Source organism: Traorella massiliensis (assembly GCF_900104665.1).
GTDB lineage: Bacteria > Bacillota_I > Bacilli_A > Erysipelotrichales > Erysipelotrichaceae > Traorella > Traorella massiliensis.
In genome coordinates, this window is record NZ_LT629967.1 from 403,007 (window position 1) to 424,539 (window position 21,533).

Annotated in this window: 23 protein-coding genes; 12 read left to right on the forward strand and 11 right to left on the reverse strand. The window is 37.8% G+C overall.

Annotated features, from left to right (window positions below):
• Positions 1–17 precede the first annotated feature (17 nt).
• The 4 genes from BQ5367_RS03110 to BQ5367_RS03125 form a co-directional block, all read right to left on the reverse strand.
• A complete protein-coding gene (locus tag BQ5367_RS03110) occupies positions 18–224 on the reverse strand; it encodes a hypothetical protein (RefSeq protein ID WP_071441105.1) in 207 nt (68 codons plus the stop codon).
• A gap of 20 nt (positions 225–244) precedes the next feature.
• Positions 245–925 carry a zinc-ribbon domain-containing protein gene (locus BQ5367_RS13335; RefSeq protein WP_071441106.1) on the reverse strand — a complete coding sequence of 227 codons (681 nt, stop codon included), beginning with the start codon at positions 923–925 and terminating at the stop codon, positions 245–247.
• A gap of 22 nt (positions 926–947) precedes the next feature.
• Entirely contained in the window at positions 948–1,607 is a 660-nt protein-coding gene (locus tag BQ5367_RS03120; RefSeq protein ID WP_202615254.1) for a hypothetical protein, read from the reverse strand.
• A gap of 389 nt (positions 1,608–1,996) precedes the next feature.
• Entirely contained in the window at positions 1,997–3,274 is a 1,278-nt protein-coding gene (locus tag BQ5367_RS03125; RefSeq protein ID WP_071440651.1) for a helix-turn-helix domain-containing protein, read from the reverse strand.
• A gap of 1,032 nt (positions 3,275–4,306) precedes the next feature.
• On the opposite strand from BQ5367_RS03125, the gene BQ5367_RS03130 reads away from it, so the two are divergent.
• The 3 genes from BQ5367_RS03130 (at position 4,307) to nrdG (ending at position 8,627) form a co-directional block, all read left to right on the forward strand.
• The gene (locus tag BQ5367_RS03130) at positions 4,307–5,524 is read left to right on the forward strand and encodes a DUF4368 domain-containing protein (protein WP_071441107.1); all 1,218 of its coding nucleotides are present in this window, start codon (positions 4,307–4,309) and stop codon (positions 5,522–5,524) included.
• Positions 5,525–5,752: 228 nt separating this feature from the next.
• Entirely contained in the window at positions 5,753–8,098 is a 2,346-nt protein-coding gene (locus BQ5367_RS03135; protein ID WP_071441108.1) for an anaerobic ribonucleoside triphosphate reductase, read from the forward strand.
• Between the two features lies 1 nt (position 8,099).
• Complete coding sequence (gene nrdG / locus BQ5367_RS03140; protein ID WP_143052337.1) at positions 8,100–8,627, forward strand: anaerobic ribonucleoside-triphosphate reductase activating protein; 528 nt, start codon at positions 8,100–8,102, stop codon at positions 8,625–8,627.
• 456 nt (positions 8,628–9,083) lie between these two features.
• Here nrdG and BQ5367_RS03145 read toward each other — a convergent pair whose 3' ends face one another.
• From BQ5367_RS03145 to BQ5367_RS03170, 6 genes are all read right to left on the reverse strand, one after another.
• The gene (locus BQ5367_RS03145; RefSeq protein ID WP_071441110.1) at positions 9,084–9,332 is read right to left on the reverse strand and encodes a hypothetical protein; all 249 of its coding nucleotides are present in this window, start codon (positions 9,330–9,332) and stop codon (positions 9,084–9,086) included.
• A gap of 5 nt (positions 9,333–9,337) precedes the next feature.
• A complete protein-coding gene (locus tag BQ5367_RS03150; RefSeq protein ID WP_071441111.1) occupies positions 9,338–10,207 on the reverse strand; it encodes an acyl-CoA thioester hydrolase/BAAT C-terminal domain-containing protein in 870 nt (289 codons plus the stop codon).
• Positions 10,195–10,899: an L-2-amino-thiazoline-4-carboxylic acid hydrolase gene (locus tag BQ5367_RS03155; protein WP_022789868.1), complete on the reverse strand. Its 705-nt coding sequence runs from the start codon at positions 10,897–10,899 to the stop codon at positions 10,195–10,197. Before BQ5367_RS03155 ends, BQ5367_RS03150 begins: the two co-directional genes overlap by 13 nt.
• The gene (locus tag BQ5367_RS03160; RefSeq protein ID WP_071441112.1) at positions 10,880–11,533 is read right to left on the reverse strand and encodes a GNAT family N-acetyltransferase; all 654 of its coding nucleotides are present in this window, start codon (positions 11,531–11,533) and stop codon (positions 10,880–10,882) included. Before BQ5367_RS03160 ends, BQ5367_RS03155 begins: the two co-directional genes overlap by 20 nt.
• A gap of 225 nt (positions 11,534–11,758) precedes the next feature.
• Positions 11,759–12,121, reverse strand: a complete 363-nt coding sequence (locus BQ5367_RS03165; RefSeq protein ID WP_202615255.1) for a hypothetical protein — start codon at positions 12,119–12,121, stop codon at positions 11,759–11,761.
• Between the two features lie 130 nt (positions 12,122–12,251).
• Positions 12,252–13,061: a class I SAM-dependent methyltransferase gene (locus tag BQ5367_RS03170; RefSeq protein ID WP_071441114.1), complete on the reverse strand. Its 810-nt coding sequence runs from the start codon at positions 13,059–13,061 to the stop codon at positions 12,252–12,254.
• A gap of 162 nt (positions 13,062–13,223) precedes the next feature.
• Here BQ5367_RS03170 and BQ5367_RS03175 point away from each other — a divergent pair, with 162 nt between their 5' ends.
• From BQ5367_RS03175 to BQ5367_RS13780, 5 genes are all read left to right on the forward strand, one after another.
• Positions 13,224–13,544: a hypothetical protein gene (locus BQ5367_RS03175; RefSeq protein ID WP_143052338.1), complete on the forward strand. Its 321-nt coding sequence runs from the start codon at positions 13,224–13,226 to the stop codon at positions 13,542–13,544.
• 141 nt (positions 13,545–13,685) lie between these two features.
• Entirely contained in the window at positions 13,686–14,711 is a 1,026-nt protein-coding gene (locus tag BQ5367_RS03180) for a hypothetical protein (protein ID WP_071441116.1), read from the forward strand.
• Positions 14,712–14,862: 151 nt separating this feature from the next.
• Positions 14,863–15,465, forward strand: coding sequence for an HdeD family acid-resistance protein (locus BQ5367_RS03185; RefSeq protein ID WP_071441117.1), 603 nt, complete (start codon positions 14,863–14,865; stop codon positions 15,463–15,465).
• A gap of 565 nt (positions 15,466–16,030) precedes the next feature.
• Entirely contained in the window at positions 16,031–16,612 is a 582-nt protein-coding gene (locus tag BQ5367_RS13775) for a reverse transcriptase domain-containing protein (protein ID WP_268874429.1), read from the forward strand.
• Positions 16,613–16,629: 17 nt separating this feature from the next.
• Positions 16,630–17,298 (forward strand): group II intron maturase-specific domain-containing protein, encoded by a 669-nt coding sequence (locus tag BQ5367_RS13780; protein WP_268874432.1) that lies wholly within the window; start codon positions 16,630–16,632, stop codon positions 17,296–17,298.
• Positions 17,299–17,382: 84 nt separating this feature from the next.
• Here the strand turns inward: BQ5367_RS13780 and BQ5367_RS03195 are convergent, their stop codons facing one another.
• Positions 17,383–17,886, reverse strand: coding sequence for a helix-turn-helix domain-containing protein (locus BQ5367_RS03195; RefSeq protein ID WP_071441118.1), 504 nt, complete (start codon positions 17,884–17,886; stop codon positions 17,383–17,385).
• A gap of 197 nt (positions 17,887–18,083) precedes the next feature.
• Between BQ5367_RS03195 and ispF the strand changes: the two genes are divergently transcribed.
• From ispF to BQ5367_RS03215, 4 genes are read left to right on the forward strand one after another with little or no spacing between them, the layout of a single operon-like run.
• Positions 18,084–18,557 carry a 2-C-methyl-D-erythritol 2,4-cyclodiphosphate synthase gene (gene ispF / locus BQ5367_RS03200; RefSeq protein WP_071441119.1) on the forward strand — a complete coding sequence of 158 codons (474 nt, stop codon included), beginning with the start codon at positions 18,084–18,086 and terminating at the stop codon, positions 18,555–18,557.
• Between the two features lie 12 nt (positions 18,558–18,569).
• Entirely contained in the window at positions 18,570–19,337 is a 768-nt protein-coding gene (locus BQ5367_RS03205; protein ID WP_071441120.1) for an HAD-IIB family hydrolase, read from the forward strand.
• Positions 19,338–19,341: 4 nt separating this feature from the next.
• Positions 19,342–20,550: an HD domain-containing protein gene (locus BQ5367_RS03210; protein WP_071441121.1), complete on the forward strand. Its 1,209-nt coding sequence runs from the start codon at positions 19,342–19,344 to the stop codon at positions 20,548–20,550.
• A 10-nt stretch (positions 20,551–20,560) separates the two neighbouring features.
• Positions 20,561–21,532, forward strand: coding sequence for a S66 family peptidase (locus BQ5367_RS03215; protein ID WP_071441122.1), 972 nt, complete (start codon positions 20,561–20,563; stop codon positions 21,530–21,532).
• Position 21,533 lies beyond the last annotated feature (1 nt).

Consider the following 21,533-nt stretch of genomic DNA (forward strand, 5'->3'; position numbering starts at 1 on the left):
TGCGGCGGCAGGGAGATTTATACCTCTCTGCCGCCGCTGTTTTGATCATCATCATCTTCATCATTAGAACAACCGGATATAATATGCAATTCGCCTGAATCCATGTCGATTGCCATATTATCTCCCATCCTCATCAATAAATCTCCGTCAGAATCTATTGCCATATTGTCAGAGATAGAATGAGCAAAATCGCCGTCCTCGAAATCAAAAAAATGCTTACCCATATAGTATCTCGCTTGAAAAATTAATAATCATATTTGTTTATTTCTAAAACTCTGAATGTTGCATTTTTGAATTGATTTAATTTTTCTTGATCTACATATTCAAAGGCTTTCAAATATATCTCTTGTCCGGCACCTAATCTATCAGCGTAAATCATATCTGTTTCAATTCTTGCACCGTTTGTATCTACTGCTTCAATCGTTATGTAATAAGTGCATTGTTTTTCAGCTTTGTTTTTTACTGTGATATCAAGGGACGTTTCGGAGAAGTATCCATTATTAGTTACCTTGAATTCTCCAAAAGAAACATCAACATATTTTTCTAAAATTTCGTCTGTCGTTTCTTCTCTAAATACATCACCAATTGCAGGTATATTAGATTCAATATCATCTGATATGTTAGTGAAAAGCGTAGCAGCAAAAACAACATACAGAATCAAAAGAATAATGGATAAAACGATTTTGGTTATAAAGCCAATCAAAGCACCTTTGCCTGCCGATTTAGCTCGTTTAGGTTTCTTTCCTTCATATATGAGAAAGAGGATTAAACCAACAATCGGAATAAAAAATCCCAAGATAGCGAACCCAAAACTTGAACTATCTTCAGAAACATTTGCATCGGACTTATTATCAATCCGTGCCCCACAGTTATTACAATATAATGAGGTATCGTCTACATTTCTACCACAATTTTTACAATACATAAAAATTTACTCTCCGCTTTTGTTATCGATAATATCCATTTTGCTGACAGACTTGATGAATCGTTTCAGCAAAAATTGATCTGGATTTTTTATTATCATCGGTGTTTGTATTCTTTTTGTCTATATAATTATCTCTGACTTGCTGCCACAGTTTATGCTTTTTAATCCACTCAATTTTGATAGGGAGATCATAATATCCTTTTGGCTGGTATTCCCACGAATAACTGCGCTGTTCTTTGTTATAGCGAATATATTGTTGCCGTCCATCGCCGCATTCATATATAATGCAAAAGTCACAACTATGCAATATACAAGAGTTGGCTCTATCCTTTACTTTTATGGTGAGAACACGAGTGGAATCTTCGGTGTAATCATATCCGAAAATGGAATATCCATAGGGATTAGTAACTCTATCAAGACCTTTATGAAGAATGTTTCGTATATCTTCGGCAGAATAGTCTTCGTCGGGGTCATTTACTTCAATATTCACATCGAAATCAAAACCAATGTTAGAGTTTTGGTCACGGGTTATCATTTTTCGTTTGCTACTGCCCACAAAATGATATTGAAAAGTAAAATCATCTCTTACTTCTTTCTGTAATCTGTGGATAATTTCCAAAAGTTCATCTCTAATTGGTTCCCATTCTTCTTTTGGAACATACTCGAAATCATGCATAATCATAATATCTCCTTTTATCCCAAGCCGCCCAAATAGATTTTACTGAATCTAAATCGTATTATTATATACTCATTATACGTAAATGTCAACAATTTTTCAATAAATTTCGATGTTTCGTGAAGTGAAAAGTTAAATTCTACTTTAAAAAGCGACAAAAAAATGTGGAAATTAGTCGTTCATCATTTCTAAAATGAAATAGTTATCAGGACAGACGGATAGTTATTTGCTTTTTGTTATTGTAGGAATTACTGTTTCAGGTATATAATATTATTGACGATAACATAAAAAGGCCGCAATAAAGGATAGGAGAATTTAGAAATTTTTTTGGCTGGAAAGACTAAATTCTACTATGTTTTGTTTGAAAGACCGTGAAGCAGCTGGTTTTTAATTCATTATTTTTTCAATAAGTAGGGCTTTAGAATAATGTTATCTTTTTCGATTCTGGTAATTCCAAAATCGTTGAATTTCTTCATGAGTTCAGGATGAAGAAATTCCATCAGCTCAATGGGTGACTTTCCGTTGAGCTTTTCTTTTGACATCGAGTTAATATGCGACAGTGCAGTATTCAAGGCTTTCTGAGATGTTAGCCCCAGAGCTCTTAAATCTGTTTCTTTTGGAAAAATGTAGCGCAGTTCAATATGATTGTTTTCCAGGGTTGCCTTTTGTGTGGACTGCATCGGATCACAGTAATAGACACGGGTTCTTCTTGCTCCGTTTTCTTTTTTTTCAATTCCTTCTGCATCGGCCATTTCGCTTCCGCGGTCTGTCAGAAGAATTTCAACTTCTTCATGGAAAAGTTCGCTGCCTAAAAGATTTTCTAAAGCATTCACGCCTGAAACCATCGCTTCCTCTGTTTTCTCTTCGTGAAGGATGCCGAACAGGAAGCCGTATTTCACAAATTTGAATGTCTGAATAAATGGACCATTTGATATATCGTTGTATACCGTATCCATCTGTACGATTCTGGCGTCCTCATTCTCGGAGAGATAGTTACAGTAATCCTTATAGGTTCTCCCTTTCAGGAATCTTCTGTCTTCACGCTTTTTTAAAGCGGCTTTCTTAGACTTGAATTTTTTTCTGGATACCTGGCGTCTTAGGTCCATAACACTGATTCCGACAATACTGAATACGCCTGTTTCGATATAAGTATAGAGGGTTCTTTCAGTAATTCCTAATTCCGGATGAGCCTGAATGATTTGATAAGGGGACTGGCCCTGATCAAGAAGCGGTTTGACAATTCCGCCCATCTTTTTTGCCTCCTCTGTTGTCAGGTTCACGCCCACTCTTGAATCGACAAGCGTATTCCTGTACTCTCTGTGAGCTGTTTCGGGCTGATAGACATATTTATTGAATCTGCAGGAATGAAATTTTGAACAGCCATTGCAGGCCCCGGGACTTCTGTCTCTTCGTGAGCATTTAAACCGGATATAATCAGGGCATTCCAATTTACAGCTGTGATTATGAGAGCATTTGGATCGGTTCACACATTCCAGAGGAAGATTGCATTTATAAGTCAGGACCCGATGAAGCCTGATTTCCTTTCCTATGGTAGACTTGTCTTTACCGATGACTTGTGCAATGGCCGTATGGGTGGCACCATTACGAATACTTGATTCAATAATTTTTCTTTCATTTTCGGTCATATGTTTATTTTTATTTGTGGCAGCCATAAGGGCCTCCTTTCTTTGTGATTCTGGCTGCTTCCGGTCATTTTCAATATGACATATTGAAAGAGTAAATTCAACATGAATTTTGTGAAAGATTAAATTCATCTCTTCCTATATTAAAGTAGAATTTAACTTTTCACTTTACTAATTTCGATGTTTTTTCAAAAAAGCATTGACAAACATACGTTCCGTACAGTAAAATATAATCCCTTTAAATGAGGGTTTACAATTGAATACGATGTAAGATTGAGATGTAGCAAAGCCACCCAATGCCGTCGGTATGCTAAGAGAAAATACCGTCACCCACCACTCTATGCGTTTTGGTACTGTTAGCGAGTGAATGGGTGCGATAACAGTCCCGTCTTTGAATTTCAAAGCCGTTACATAGAACATCATTTTGAAGCGAGAGCAAAGCTCCCGCCGATTCTTGATGTCTGTGTAGTGGCTTTTTTGTTTTGCCTTTTTTCAAAAAACTATGCATAAAATCGAAGATTTTTGACGTTAGATAGAAAAGTTTTTGAAAAGGTTGGATTTTTAGCCCTTCTCGCTGGCTACTTATTGAGGGGCAAATTAAGCCGCTTGTACTTAACAACTGAATAACCGTCCGAATGGGATATGATTTTGCGATGATATGAGCGAAACAACGCCGCTGAAAACGCAGGGGCAGGAACGACATTCGGGTAGAACGGCAAAATGGCTCTTGAACTGTAAAAGTCGGTGCTTTTCCAAACAGAAAAGGTTTTGACGATGTCCGCATCGTTCGGGGTGTTTCTATTAAAAATTCCGTATTTTTCACAAGTCTTGAACTGTGAAAAATCGGTAAAAAATGCCCTACTTAGAAAACACAAGAAAAATTAAGCTATTTTTTGAAAGGAGCGTGAAGTGATGAAAACAGGACTTAAAAGTCGCAGAAAACAACAGAGATATTCTTTGATGAAGCGAGCCGATGGATAACGGTAAGCACGTACAATACCGATCTCAAAAACAGATTGACCGCCTATGCTAAAATGCATCCCGATCTGTGCAGGCTTACCGATGATACAGAGGATGGCGGGTGTACCGCTTACAACAAATCCGCCTTTTGGGTATATGAAAAATCCCGAAAATACAAAGGAATGGATTGTTGATGAAGAAGCGGCAAAGACCGTAAGACAAATCTTCGCCCTATGTGTTGAAGGACTTGGACCGACACAGATCGCAAAGCGGCTCAAAGCCGCAAAGGTGCTGACACCTACGGAATATTGGATTAGTATCGGCAGGAATTGCAGTAAACCGCCCGCCGTTCCGTATAATTGGTGTGCAGATACCGTTGCGAATATTCTTTCAAAGCAAGAGTATTGCGGAGATACGGTCAATTTCCGAAGCACAACAAAGTCCTTTAAGAACAAAACCAAGATTGAAAGACTGCAGGAAGAATGGAAAATCTTCCCGAACACTCATCCGGCAATCGTAGACCGAGAAGTGTTTGAATTGGTGCAGGAACTTCGGCAGCACCGCCGCAGACCTACTAAAAGCGGAATCGTCAGTTGGTTTTCGGGACTTCTCTACTGTGCAGATTGCGGAGAAAAATTGTATTACAGCGTAACAAATAATTACAAACGGGAGCAAGCATATTTCTTCTGTTCCTCGTTCCGCAAAAATTCCGATGAATGTTCCGCCCACTATATTCGTGAAAAAGTGGTAATGGAAAATGTATTGGAAAGTATGCGACGTATCCTACTGAACGTGCAAGCCTTTGAAAAGGAATTTGCCCGCAAACAGATGGAATGTTACAGCGAGGATAAGAAAAGAGAACTTGTGGAGAAACGCCGAGAGCTTAGCAAGGCAAAGAAGCGTATCGCAGAGATTGACGGTCTTATACAGAAACTCTACGAAGATAACGCTATCGGTAAAATATCCGATGAACGCTATGCCACCTTGTCAATGTCCTACGAGGAAGAACAACGGGAACTAAAAACTGCACTTCCTGATATGGAAACCTATCTTGAAACCGAAACGGACAAGGCCGAGAGTTTACAGAGGTTTATTGATAAGGTCAAGAGGATAACCGAAATCAAGGAACTAACGTCTGAGTTGGTACACGAGTTCATTGATAAAATCGTGGTACACGCTCCAAGATACCTTGACGGCAAAAGAGTTCAGCTCATTGATATTTACTACAGCGGCGTTGGCATACTCCGAGAACTCACTCCCGAAGAAATGGAAGAAGCGTTCCAAAAGCATATGGCGGAACGCAAAGCAAAAACGGCATAGCCAATGGCTACACCGCTTAACGAAATCAATTATTCAGTTTAGATACAAGAGCCACCTTGGGGCACCTTCCTTACGGAGGGTGCCCCAATTTCGGTCTTTTTTAGTATCAAAAAATGACCATTGAAATGTAAACTACTTTCATAGTCAAACACATTGTAAATGATTTTTAAAAAGTCTATAATAAAATCGATAAGAACATTTTAGGGAAGAAATTGGGAGGCTTTAAATATGATTACTAAAATCAGAAAAAGAGATGGACGTGAAGATCATTTCATTCCTGAACGTATCACACGGGCCATTTTTTTAGCGGCTACACAGGTGGCAAAAGAAGAAGGAACAGAAGCAGATTACAGTACTGCGGAATATCTGACAGATCGAGTTGTATCTCTTTTAAATAGAGAATACAAAGATGCGATTCCTTCTGTAGAACAAGTACAGGATGCAGTCGTAAAAGTATTGATCGAAACAGGTCATGCGAAAACGAGTGAAAAATATATTTTGTATCGTGCCGAAAGAACAAATATCCGTAATATGAAAACCCGTCTGATGAGATCGATCAAGGAAATTACTTTTTCTGATTCAAACGAAAGCGATCTTAAGCGTGATAATGCGAATATTGATGGTAATACTGCAATGGGAACGATGCTTCAGTATGGAAGTGCGGTTTCAAAAGAATTTTGTATGAGTCAGGTGATGAATCCTGAACATGCCCTGCTTCATGAAAATGGAGATATTCATGTACATGATATGGATTTTATGAACATGGGAACATTGACTTGTTGTCAAATTGATCTTTCAAAGCTTTTCCAGGGAGGTTTTTCTACAGGACATGGTTTTTTAAGAGAACCACAGGATATCATGTCTTATGGAGCCTTAGCGGCTATTGCGATTCAAAGCAATCAAAATGACCAGCACGGTGGACAAAGTGTTCCTGCTTTTGATTATTATTTAGCGCCAGGTGTTGAAAAAACATTTAAGAAAACATATTATCAAAACATGAAAAAAGCCGTTGAACTGATGAAAGGCTTAGATGTGAATGTTTTAGAAGATCTAAAAGCAATTGAAAATAATAAGGGTGTTTATCCAAAGATCCAGATGCCTCAGGAATATTTGGATGAACAACAAGAATTATTAAGAAATAAATATCAGTTATCTGAAGATGATATCAAAAAGATAGAAAAATTTGCTTATGATGAAACCTATCGTGAAACAGATAGAAAGACTTATCAGTCAATGGAAGGTTTTATTCATAATCTAAATACGATGCATTCACGTGCTGGTGCACAGGTACCTTTTTCAAGCATTAATTTTGGTACAGATACTTCAGAAGAAGGAAGAATGGTTTCAAAAAATCTGATATTAGCACAGGAAGCAGGACTTGGAAATGGTGAAACACCTATTTTCCCAATTCTTATCTTTAAAGTAAAAGAAGGTGTCAGCTATAATGAAGAAGATCCTAACTATGATCTTTTCAAGTTAAGCATGCGTTGTTCCGCAAAACGTCTTTTCCCAAATTTCTCATTTTTAGATGCACCTTTCAATAAACAGTATTACATTCCAGGAAATGTAGATTCAGAAGCTACTTATATGGGATGCCGTACACGAGTTGTGGGTAATATCAATGGTGAATCAACCGTTACAGGCAGAGGAAATTGTTCCTTTACATCTATCAATTTGCCACGTATTGGTATCAAGCATGGAGTGGTAACTTTAGGAAAGTTTGATGAAGTAGGTTTCTTTGCGGAATTAGATTCTAAAATTGATGCAGTGATTGCGCAATTAAAAGAAAGACTGGTAATTCAGTCAAATAAAAGAGTCAAGAATTTTCCGTTCCTTATGGGACAAGGTGTATGGAGAGGTTCAGATAAGCTAGGCTGGAATGATACTTTAGAAGATGTTGTGAAACAAGGAACATTGACTTTAGGTTTTATTGGTCTTGCGGAATGTCTGAAAGCTTGTATCGGTGTACACCATGGAGAAAGTGAAGAAGCACAGAAATTAGGCTTAAAGATCATCTCTCATATGCGTGAACGTATGGATCAGCAGATGAATATCGATCATTTGAATTTCTCATTGATTGCGACACCTGCAGAAGGACTGGCAGGACGTTTTACACGAATGGATAAAAAACGTTTTGGTATCATTGAAGGTGTAACGGATCGTGAATATTATACGAATAGTTTCCATGTGCCTGTTTATTATCATATCAGTGCTTTTGATAAGATTAAAATTGAAGCACCATATCATGAACTTACCAATGGCGGTCACATCTCTTATGTGGAAATGGATGGAGATCCATGCAATAATCTGGAAGCTTTTGAAGCAGTTGTGCGCTGTATGAAGGAAAGCGGTGTAGGTTATGGCAGCATCAACCATCCGGTGGATCGTGATCCAGTATGTGGTTATTCAGGTGTTATTGAAGGGCATCGCTGTCCAAAATGTGGTCGTGATGAAACGAAGGGCGAAGTAAAATTTGATAAGATTCGTCGTATTACAGGCTATCTCGTAGGAACAATCGATCGCTTTAATGACGCTAAAAAAGCGGAAGAACACGATCGTGTAAAACATGTCTAAGATGAAAATAAGATTAGCGAGCAAGTGTAATATCGACAGTATCGTCGATGGACCGGGATTAAGAATTGTTGTCTGGACACAGGGTTGTCCACATCACTGTCCTTTTTGTCACAATCCACAAACCCATGATTACAAGGGTGGCTTTGAAGAAGACATAGAAACGATCATTGCGTTATTAGATGATATTAAGTTACAACAAGGAATCACTTTTTCAGGAGGAGAACCTTTTGAACAGCCTTTGCCTCTTATAGAAATTGCCAAGGCAGCCAAGAAAAAGAAGTTAAATATCTGGGCTTATAGTGGTTATCTTTATGAAGAATTGCTTGAAAAAAAAGATTGTTTCGAACTGCTTCAATATGTAGATGTACTCGTTGATGGACGCTTTATTCATGAACAAAAACATTATCAGCTCAAATTCAAAGGATCATTGAACCAGCGTATTATTGATGTACAAGCATCACTAAAAGAACACAAGGTCATCTTAAGTAAATATGATGAAGAAAATGAAAAGCTGAAGATAGAACAATAAGTTTTATTTTCAGTTTTTTTGTAACTCGAAATAGTGTGTGGATAAGTGAAGTGCATCATTAAGATATGATGCATTTCATAAGGAAGAAAAAGAAGAGTTGACAAGTATGACAATGATTTTCATAGCATAACACTAAATCGTGTATCCGCACTAATTGGTCCTATATTTAAAAAAGTGTTTGAACTGAATAACCTAAAAATCATTCCAACAAAAAAGGTTATTCTCAATAAATAACTTAGACAATAACGAGATTTTGAGCAGATTTTTATAGCTATAAAACAGAAAAAATTAGACTTTTTATATATAAAATGTGATATAATTTCAATTAGAAAAACACTAAATAATGTTTTGATAATAAGAAATAAAAAGTTTAAGTATTCATGTAGATGATTAATTGAGATCATTCTAAATTATTTATAAAATAGTTTTAATTCACTGGCAATTTATTTAAACTAGTTAAGAAAATGCATGTTTCAGGACAACAGCGAAGGTGAACACAAAAGCAAGCAGGGCAATCCCCTTTCGGAGGATATCTGCCCTGGTGAAGCGTTGTTCTCTTTTTTCGATCAATCCTAATTCCATACATTTCTCCCTTATGGCCGGAGGATAGTCGCCTACCGAGGCAAAGGGATTTTTCAGTGTCAGCGGAACAATCAGGATTGTGAATAATAAGATACCAATCAGACTTTCTATCATGACCGCCATATTCGCTACACCTCCGATATCCATTTTATCGTTTTATGAAAAGCGTCTTCACGGCTATGCCTGCAGTCCTCCGGATATTGTCTCTCAATTTTAAACATTTTCAGCTTAGGTGGATTTAATGGAACAAGAATGTGGCTTGCTTTTTCATATTCCAAGACATCTACCCGGAAAGCAAACCGGTGTTTTTCCAGGCGGTTTACCATATATGCCACTGCCTCTTTGCTGGGCCACATGAGATCTTCCTTTGCGTAAATAAATAAAATGTTTCCCTGAATGTTCTCCACATGAATGGCTGTATCCTCATCAAAATGTTTCAGCGGTTCTTCGTAGATGTAGGATAACTCGAACTGCTGATGGAGGATGAGGTTCCGGATTGCCGGCCCATATTTCAGATGCGCTGTCATACACGGAAAATCTTTTCCCCTGTATGTGAATTCGGAGGCAGATGAAAAAGTTTTCGATGCCATGCTTTTATTCCCGTACATGCCTCCCCATATACAGTGGATCGGGGAGAGGGCAACAACGCCGCAGATATCCGGCATAAGAGAAGCGCAAAGCAATACCAGTTCAGCGCCTTTTGAAATGCCATACATGATAATCTTTTCATATCCTTTGTTTTTCAGCCACAGGATCGCTTTTTCAAATGGATCGACAGGCACCCGAACCAGTTCTTTCGGCAGCCCGTCTACGTTCCAGTAACAAATACCTAACGCGGCGATGCCGCACCTGGCAAACATAGCACCCACATTCATCGGGATATTTTCATTCCCTTCGCTGCCGCCTACTACGATGACGACCTTTTTGGGATCATGATCCTTAACAGGGACATGATAAAGTCCATAGAACCCCTCCTGTGCAACCGTCACATATTCCACTTTCCCAACTCTCCCTGTTTTTGCAGCTTGGATTGCTGTCCGTATTTTCTTTCTTTATCCCATTTAGAGTCCTTTTTGCAAACATAGAAATCACACTTTTCTGCGCCCTCTGCAAGTGTACCTGTCCTGTATAACACGCCGCCCATGAGATCAGCAGAAATAAAATCCATGGCACACATATAGGGTATCAGTTCTTCCAAATGCTCCTGTTTTCCAAGCGCACACAGGCCGCACCTGTGATAGTTGATGGTGTATTCGTCTGCATCCCTTCCGGGAATCGTCTCCGTCATCCAGTTGAATTCACTGTCGGATATGGCATTTGCAATTCTGTCCTTCTTGACTTTCTTTTTTTGATATTCCATATCAAATGGATTTTTACTCCCGAAAGCTTTTTTAATGAGCGACGCCTGCATCGTGGCTGTCACCATTTCCCCGAACTGCTCATGGCTCATCGCCCCATCCATTGCCTTATAAACTGCCATCCAGACAATTCCGCCGGAAAGACAGATTCGCAGAGGATTTTTCGTAAAACCGCCTATGTCGGGTGTCCTCGCCAACATATCTTTAAAGTTTTTACGTGATTTCTTCTTCACCCTGAATGTATCCGTATTTTTGCAATTGGCTGCGATATATTTGAAAATAGCAGGTGTCATCGCTGACCACATCAGTTTTTCACAGATGGTGTTTTTCATATTCATGCTCCTTCAAAACGTACTCATAAACGAGGGACTGATTGCCGGAGCCATCCTGAAAGGGCTTCTCTGCCACTTTCTTAAATCCACGTTTTTCATAAAACTCCCACGATGCAAGAGTGTTCGTAAAAAGCCGCACACGATCTGCTCCATCAGCTTTTGCCCGATTCAAAAATTGTGTGACCAATGCGGTTCCCAACCCCTTTCTGTAATTCCTTCTGGACGAAAGGGCAACGAGTTCCAGATCGCATTTCCCAACGGTTTCCTTATCCCTTTCCTGTAGCTGACGGAAAAAGGCATCAAACTGCTTCTGGAATGGTGCTGACATTTTATATCTTTTCAGATAGAACTTGAGAAACATTTTACACCAACGGCCATAGTGCTTTTTTGTCTCATACTGAGCTGCCAGAGCCTTGCTGAAACGCTTATCATATTTTCCACAGATGAATCCTACGACCTGATGATCCTCCGTTTCCGCAACATAGGTGAAATTGCATTTTTCAATCAGGATCTGTGCGTAGTCACGCAAAAGTATTTTATCGTTCTGATCCACAGAGCATGAAAAGAATCCTTCGTAGAAGCAATCCCCGCAGGCCGCAGCATCTTTTTCCTTATATGGACGAACAGTAAACATGGATGTACCCTCCTATGCGCAAATAAGTTAGTCATAACTAACTAATATTATATCAGGAGACATGCAGGATTGCAATTCATTTTTTACCTGTTAATCATTTGATAGTGACATGGCGGGTCATGAGAAACCTCCTTCCATTTTAGAGTAAAGGAAGAGCAGGAGACATAGTAAGAGATTTCCTACTGAATGCGAATCATATTCTGTTTTATATCATTTGATGGCTGATCAGAGGATTGCTGTAATCACTCCCACTGCAAGACAGGCGTGCAAGCCAAGAAGCATACCAATACAGGACTGCTTAATATGAAAACAGTAATCCTTATATTCTTCCATATCCTCTGTGCCTGGTATCCTGACTTTTTTCGAATGGCAAAACCAGATGCAGTCAAGTACAAGGGCATCATACCAATCAATGATCAGCCAGATCAGGTAGGAATCCCGAAACCCTTTCCAGAATGTATCCGCTCCATTAAACCGTTTCAGGATAACAGCGAAGATGAACACAAAAACAAGCAGGGCGATCCCCTTCCGGATGATATCTGCCCTGGTAAAGCGTTGCTCTCTTTTTTCGATCAATCCTAATTCCATACATTTCTCCCGTATGGCCGGGGGATAATCTCCCACCGAGGTAAGGGGATTCTTCAATGTCAGCGGAACAATCAGGATTGTGAATAACAGGATTCCGATTAAACTTTCTATCATGACCGTCATATTCACTTCACCTCCACTCCAGGTGGAGCATTTTGAGCATTCCAAATCGATCTGAGACATCCATACTGATTTTTGTAATGATTTTTAATCCATCTCGTTTGATAAACTTGTAATACGGTTCATCCGCCAGTACTTTGACACCGCCACCCAAGGTGGTAACCAGATCTTCAGCCGAATTCACATAAAAAAACATTCGGGCATTTTCATGCCCCATCTGCTTCATATATTTCTTCTGCAACATTTTCATGCCGCTTTTATTTACCGTATCAAACACAAGCTCTATATTCCCGAAACCTTTCAGCATCTGCAAAAGGCCAAGAACTTTTTCCTCTTGAAAGTAATGGAACAGACCTCCTGCAGTAACCAGAAGAGGCGTATCAGGCATGTTCCTGCGGATCTGCCTGAGCCATCCGTCTGAAAAAGCATCTCCTGAAAGATAAGTTTCCTTCTCAGGTTCCGGGAGCAAACTGCGCCGGTATTCGATTACATTCGGCAGGTCTACAGCATACCATTGGGTTTGTCCATTTTCATTGCGATCATACGTTGTCTCCAGTCCGCAGCCCAACTGTATAACAACACCATCCGGTTTACGTTTCAGGAAGTTCTGGATATGCCGATCCATATTAGCGGAACGGGATGCAGAAGCCAGAAGCGTGTATTGACTTTGATTTCCTGTTTCCAACAGTGCGGATGGCAACTTTTCTTTTAATGAAAGTGCTTTTTTATCATATAAAATACCCGGAAACTTTTCGGTGGCGTAAATCCTTCCCACCATAGGAATAAACATTGTATCTTCTACTATACCAAATTCGGACATGGCTATCTATCCTCCTAATATGCAAACGAGTTAGTAATATCTAACTATTATTATATCAAGAGGAACCGGGGATTGCAATTCGTTTTCAATTGCTACTCGTTTTCTTCCCATCCTTTCTGCCAGCTCACCGCATCATCAAAAGAGAAGGAGCCATTCAGCCTTTTGACTTCCTTGACACATTCTCCCCGCAGTCGTTCCAGTGACACCGGATTGATGCTGTTATTCGCTGCGACCACGTTCATCATGACCGCCATCTCCACAGCTAACTTGAAGATCACTCCTAGAGAAGATAGTAATCAATTACTTTTTGCTGAAGATGATAGCACCACTACTTATTGGATGACCCATTATCCAAAGGAAGAAAAGATCGTTTATAATGAATTCCACTTTAGTAAAGAAACCGTAGAGAATACGGATCAGCTCACATTTACATTAAATATAGGTAAAACAGTAGAGATTAATGAAAAGATGAAAGTAAAATAAAACTTTCAGCTTTTCATATCAATCGTAAGATTTAATGTATTACGTTTTTGGTAGAATTACTATGATAGACCCGGCTTCTTGCTTATAAAAATACATTGTGATAGAATACAATAAGTAAGATTTTTAAAGGGGCTGAGTATTATGTCAAAAGTAAAAGATTTTATTAAAAAGAATAAGATACTTGTAATGGTTGTTGCTGCTTTAGCTGTAGTAGTTGTTGCAGGAAGCATTTATTTTGTAGTTACAAAAACAAATCCACATGCAGAAGATAATGTTGTAGAACAGGAAGTCAAGGTTGAAGACATTGGGATACTTGAAGATAACGGACTCATTACAGGTATTCAAGATATGAAAGTTGTGAAAGGTACAGAAATTGATTTAAAAGATTTAGTTTCTTTCAATGATGATTATGTAAAAAGTATTGATGTTGATGATAGTCAGGTTGATTATAATAAAGAGGGAGAATATGAAGTCATTTACACAATTACATTTGATAAAGAAAAACTACAAACGTTTGTAAAAGATGAAAATATAGAAGTTCCTTTTGATACGGAAAAAGATTCGATCATAATTAAAGTCAGTACTGTTGTAACTGTTACAGATAATGAAGAAGAAGCAGAAGTAGGGGACGAAACTACTACAAACGACACAACAGATAAGACGTCAGAAGAAAACCAAAGTGAAACTAACAATAATTCTTCTAGTAACAGTAATTCTAATACTAATAATTCTAGTAGTGGCAATTCAAATAGTAACAGTTCTTCCAGTTCTAAACCTTCTCACGAACATGTATGGGTCAGTCACACTGAAACTGTACAGGAACCAGTAACTGTAATCGTGGGTACCGAAACAAAGGAGTATACACTTTATCGTATCTACTGGTATAATACAAAAACATGGGAAGAAACACGAGATCCAAACCGTTTTAATGAATGGACGCACAGTGCTGATGGACAACTGTATCCACTTTATAATCCTTATGATAGGCCTGAAGATAATCCGCTCTTTCAAGGATATGACAGTAATGGTAATGCGACTTATTTAAATGATCATTCCATTATTTCAGGTCTGTATGAAGAGGTTCCTTGCGAGCCTTATGAGAAGACTGAGATGCGTACTGTAACGATTACAGTTGAAACCTGTTCTATTTGTGGTGCAACTAAATAAAGATAAACAAGCAAGAGATATTTCATTCGTTTCAAATGAAATATCTCTTTTTATAGTTTATGTAAAACATTATTTCACCAAAACAGTAAAAATGTATAAAGAAATTGGTAAAGATGAAAGAAAATGGATATAATAAAATAGAGGTGATACTATGTTAGATATGATCAAGGAATTAAAGAAGAATATGATTTTGCTTGCCGTGTTTTATCTGATATTAGGTATAATACTTGTGCTTTTTCCAGAAGGAAGCGGATACGCCATCTGTTATTTGATTGGTGGACTTACCATTATATATGGTATTTTTCATCTTGTTTTATATCAAAGAACAAAATCACCCTTTGTTACTTATCGCTATGATCTAGTACAAGGGATCATTGGTTTAGCAATTGGTATCTATGTAATCATAGTACCTGAGATACTTATTGAAACATTACCGGTAGTATTAGGTGTTGTGGTCATGATCGATAGTATTGTGAAAATACAAAATGCATGGGATTTAAAAAGAATGGGATATGATCGATGGTGGCTTGTGATGATAGGGGCATTGGTTACTCTTGTTTTTGGACTTTTGATGGTTTTTTATCCATTTACAGTTTATTTGTCAGTAATCGTGTTTGTAGGTATCTCATTGATCGTGAACGGTGTCAGTGATCTGATTACGATTTTTATTTTAAATAAGAAGGTAAAAGAATTTAAATCTAAAGTTGAAGATATGGTCATTGATTCAGATGCGAAAGAAATAAATGTTGAATAAAAAATAGTGTCAGCAAAAAGCTGGCACTATTTTTAAGGTGTGTGCCAGGTATGGCATATATCTAGCCGGTGAGAGTCCGGTCACGGGTAGTTACCGCCAAGTGTAGTGAACCACAAGCCGTTGGCAGTGATGCCATGGGTGAAGGAAGTGGTGTAGCAAATCTTACGAGCCTACGAATAGAAACCTAATGAGGCTAAATGGTGGATAAGGTTGCATTACAAACCGAAGTCCGAAAGGTAAACGTAAAACCAAGACAGTAAATCAGGAGGTTATGAGGAGAAAGATATATGCCTTACCCTGGGAGGTCTTGTGGACGGTGAAGTCCGGTAAGCTTTAAAATCAGCAATGGTACCACTCTCTAAAAGGTTTACCACAAGAAGTCAGATGAAGCCGTATTAAGGTAGAAGTACCGAAGGGCTGAAACGTTTATAGAGTGCGAATCGCTATAAGCAATGTTTGGATAGTCCGAAAACGAGAATAGTCTGGAACTATGGAACGTAACCATAGATGGCAAAGGTAGTGGGGATGGTTCCAAATGAATTTACGAATGGAGGAGGAGCAGCAAATGAAATTGATGGAAAAGATACTCAGTGAGGAGAATTTAGAAATGGCAATCAGGAAGGTCAAACAGAACAAAGGAGCACCTGGGGTGGATAAAATGACGGTACAGGAGGTCGAGCAATGGTTTGAACAATATCGGGAAGAACTGATTTCAAAGATAATGGACAAGCAATATCGACCCATGCCGGTCAAAAGAGTCTATATTCCAAAACCGAATGGGAAACAAAGACCTTTGGGAATTCCGACGGTAGTAGACCGAGTCATCCAGCAAGCCGTGGCACAGGTTCTTAATACAATCTATGAGCCAATATTCAGTGAACATAGCTATGGATTTCGTCCAAAGCGAAGTGCGCATATGGCAATGGAGGAAGTAATAAACAACTTGAATGAAGGGTATGAATGGATAATTGATTTAGATATCGAGAAGTTCTTTGATACGGTAAATCATGATAAATTGATTTCAATCTTAAGAGAGAATGTCAATGACGCAACAACACTGCATTTAGTACGGGCATATCTAAGAGCAGGAGTATTAGATAATGGACTAGTCAAAAGCACAACGGTAGGAACACCAATATCTACCTAGATAAGTTTGATAAAGAACTGGAACTTAGAAATCTCAGATTTGCAAGATACGCAGATGACTGCATCATTTTCGTTAAAAGCGAGATGAGTGCAAATCGAGTGATGAAGTCAGTGACATCATGGCTAGAGAGGAAATTATTCTTGAAAGTTAGCGCAACAAAAACAAAAGTAATCCGACCAACAAAAGGGCAATTCCTGGGATTTACCTTTCATAAGAATGGACAAAGATGGAAATGTAAGCCTACAGAAGATAGAAAGAAACGACTGTATTCTAAAATCAAAAAGGTTTTAAAAAGAAAACATGCCGTTTCCAGACCGTTAGCAAAAACATTTACGAAAGTAAATCAGATTGTGAGAGGATGGATCAACTATTTCAAGATAGGTAGCATTAAAACATTCCTTGATAAGTTCGGACAATGGTTACGCCATAAGATAAGATGCGTCATCATAAAACAATGGAAGAAACCAAAAACGATTTATAAGAATCTAATGAATCTAAATATTACATATAAGTGTAAATTTAGTAAAGAGGATATCTTCAAATGCGCAAACACAAGATTAGGGTGGTATAGAAGAAGTGCGATGAATGTCGTAAATTTCACATTATCCCCAAAAGTTCTAGACATTAAGAAAGGGGATAGACCTGGTCTGGTGCATCCCCTTGATTACTATCTTAAGAGTTTGTGATACCGATATAAATGTAGAGCCGTATACGAGACCCGTACGTACGGTTCAACGGGAGGGGCAATAAATTTAATTTATTCCTCTACCCTATTTCTTTTTATTTTTTTGATAATCATAGACAACAAGAATGAATCCTGCTACTAACAAACCGATACCAAAGATAAGTACAAAGGCTGACATAATGTTAAAAAAATCTAATGTCGGATTTGGGATATCTGCGAATAAGTCACCATACATCAATTCGGGTCCTAAGAATGATGACATCATTGCTTTTGATAAAAAATAGAAAACAAGAGCACCAATACCAGTGTATATTAAATAATAACCAATTTTCGCCCAATGTTTCCTGACAAGACGAACACTTTTATCAAATGTATCAGGTTTAGCCGTATGAACTTCATTTTCTAATAATTCATCAATTGTGATCTGGAAGATCTTGCTGAGGGCTAAAAGATTATTGGTGTCTGGCATAACTTCATCAGCTTCCCATTTGCTGACAGCCTGACGGGATACGTTGCATTTATGAGCAAGTTCCTCTTGAGAATAGCCTTTTTCTTTTCTTAATGTGTAAATGTTTTTTCCTAATGACATAGATCATTGCTCCCTTCATCTACTTGTAGTATAGAATTTGTAAGATTTGTTTGCAAGAAAATATAGTTTACAATATGTCAATTAGAGTAGTCATAAAGTTGAATTGATATTCTTTTTTTAATTTGAAAATGTTAAATACGAAAAAAAGTAATTTAATAGAAAAAGTGTTATAATAAAACCATTCAAGAGGAGAGTTTATGATAAGAATAGGAAATGCGATGGATATACACCCATTGACAGAAGGACGTAAGCTGATCTTAGGCGGTGTAGAAATTGAACATGATAAAGGATGCTATGGGCACAGTGATGCTGATGCTTTGCTTCATGCAATAGCAGAAGCAATCTTAGGTGCCTTAGCATTAGGTGATCTTGGAAAACATTTTCCTGATACGGCTGTCTGTACAGAAGGAATGGATTCTATGCTCATTTTAAAAGGGTGTGTGGAAATGATGAAAGAGAAAGGGTATCATTTGGTGAATATTGATTCAACGATTAATATTGAAAAACCTAAAATGGCGCCACATATTCAAAAGATGAGAGAGAATATTGCTCATGTCTGTGAATGTGATCTGGATTGTGTCAGTGTTAAGGCGACTCGTGGTGAAAAAATGGGATTTGTCGGACATGAAGAAGGTGTTTTGGCAATTGCCAGTGTTTTGGTAGAAAAATAAAGGAGTATGATCATGAAGCTTTTGGCCTCTGATTTTGATGGAACATTTTATTTCAAAAATAGGAAGCTGTTTTTAAAAAATTTAATAGCTGCACGTACGTTTCAAAAAAAGAATGTTATTGCAATCGTTACGGGCAGAGATGCAGCCTCTGTCATGCATAAATTTGAAAATACTGGTTTTCAGCCTGATTATTTAGCGGTTTATAATGGTGGAAGAGTTCTTGATTCAAAAGGACAGCTTCTTTATAAAGACCCTTTAAAAATTGATTTAGATAGACTATATGAAACTCTGGTACAAGAAAATGTTTCTCAAATGAGCATTCTTTCTTTAACAAAGGTATTTCATAAGAGTTTTCACTTTGATATTCATGACTGGCTGTATATGATGAATAATCGCTCTTTAAAACGAAACGTAGTAGAAGATTATCATGAAATTGAGGATGATATCTATATGTGTTCGATTAGTTGTGAAAGTGAAGAAAAGGCTCTTCTTTTATCTGAAAAGCTTAAGGGAATGAAGCTTGGATGTAGTATTTATGTTAATAAAAGTTATATTGATATCGTAGGAGAACACGCCAGTAAAGAACATGCAGTTGAAGTGATTGCCATACATACACAGGCTGATGAGGTATTTGTCATAGGAGATTCTTATAATGATGTAGGAATGCTTCGTCAATTTGAAAGTTATACGGTTGAAAGTGCGAATGAAGCAATTAAAAAAGAAGCTGATCATATCGTAGAAAGTGTCGAAGCGGCAATTGAAGATATTCAAGTGAGGTGAGGTCATGTTTGCGAAAACAAATGAAGTGAAAGTTATGCGTGATCCGGTACATGGATATATTCATGTAGAGTATCAAGTGATATGGGATTGTATCAATGCCAGAGAGTTTCAGCGTCTTAGAAGGATCCATCAGCTGGGTGGTACCTATATGGTTTATCATACAGCAGAGCATTCACGTTTTGCTCATTCTTTAGGAGTTTATGAGATTACAAGACGAATGGTGAATGAGGTCAGCGGATTGAAAGAGCTGAGTGAAGAAGATAAGGTAACGGTCATGTGTGCTGCTTTGCTTCATGATGTGGGACACGGACCCTTTTCTCATGCATTTGAGGCAATTACGCCTACTTCCCATGAAACCTATACACGCAGGATCATTTTAGAGGATACTCAAATACATCGTATATTAAGTAATGTTTCCAATGATTTCCCAAATAAAGTTGCTTCAATCATTGATTATTCTCATCCCAATGATTTATTAAATCAGATCGTTAGCGGACAGTTAGATGCAGATCGTATGGATTATTTATTAAGAGATGCATATTTTACAGGTACAAGCTATGGTAATTTTGATTTAGAAAGAATCTTACGTACCATGAGAGTGAAAGAGAGTAAGATCGTAATGAAAGAGAGTGGTATTCATACGGTAGAAGATTATATCATGGCCCGCTATCATATGTACTGGCAGGTTTATTTTCATCCGGTAACACGGAGTTATGAAGCTATCTTACATAGCATTTTTAAACGTTTGAAAGATTTGTATGAGCGTGATCCTTTTAAATTAGATCATATTCGGATGTTTCAGCCTTTTTTGAAACAGCAGGATACGGTAGAAGATCATTTTAAGATGGATGAATCAGCAGCTTTATATGGCTTTACACTATTGAGTGAATCAGATGATCCGATTGCAGCTGATTTAGCACGTCGTCTATTAAATCGTGACTTATTTGAATATGAAACGATATCTGATGAAAGTGATTTGGAAAGAATCAAAAAAAGAGTGCTCCAGCTTGGATATGATCCAGAATATTATGTGATTCATGATGAGGCGAAACAGCGCCCATATCAGCCTTATAAAAGCGGAGAAGGACATAATATATGGATCTTAAAAGAAGATGGTGAAATCAAGGAATTATCAGTCGTAAGTGATATTGTTTCGGCAATCGTACATGGAAAGCTAAAAGAGGATAAGAAAGCTTTCTTTCCGATAAAATAAAGGAGGATCTATGTACTATCCTAAATTTATAAAACCAAATGAAACCATCGGGATCAGTGCTCCCAGCAAAGGCGCAGGATTAAAACTGGATGAATATAAAAGATCTATAAAACGTCTTTCAAAAATTTTTAAGATTAAAGAAACTTCCAGTGTACGTAATAGCGATTATCGATCAGCTTTAGCGTCTATTCGAGCCCAGGAACTGGAATCACTGTTTACAGATGATGAAGTATCGATGGTCTTTTGTGCGAGCGGTGGTGATTTTCTCTATGAAATATTGCCATATATTGACTGGAATCTTATTTCTTGGCATCCAAAATGGTATGTAGGATACTCTGATCCAACTTCTATCCTTTATATCCTGACGACAAAATATGATATCGCAAGTATCTATGGTATGAATGGTTCATCTTTTGATATCGATCATGAATATGTAGACAGATGTCTGGAAATCATGCAAGGACATCTAAAGACACAAAAAAGCTATGAGATGTATCAGTCACAAAAAAACTACCAGGAAGATAAATTGATCTTTGATCAAAAGGTTACATGGATCCATGAACATAAGATACATACTTTTGGAAGATGTATCGGAGGCTGTTTAGAAGTTATTAAAAATCTTATAGGAACGCAATATGATGCTACTGCATCTTTCATAGAGAAATATAAAGAAGATGGTTTTATCTGGTATTTTGATAACTATGGGATGAGTGCTGAAGATACTTATTTGACTTTGCTTCAAATGAAATATGCAAACTATTTTAAATATGCAAAAGCTGTTTTATTCGGACGGACCTGTTTTGAAAGCAGCCATACAGGTATGAGCTATCAGGATGCTTTGAAATTAGCCTTAGAAGATATCCCATATGTATTAAATTGTGATATTGGCCATACAAGTCCCAGAATGATGATGATCAATGGAGCTATCATGAAGTTACAGGTAGAAGATGGAAAGGGGAAAATAGACTTTGAATGTAGATAAA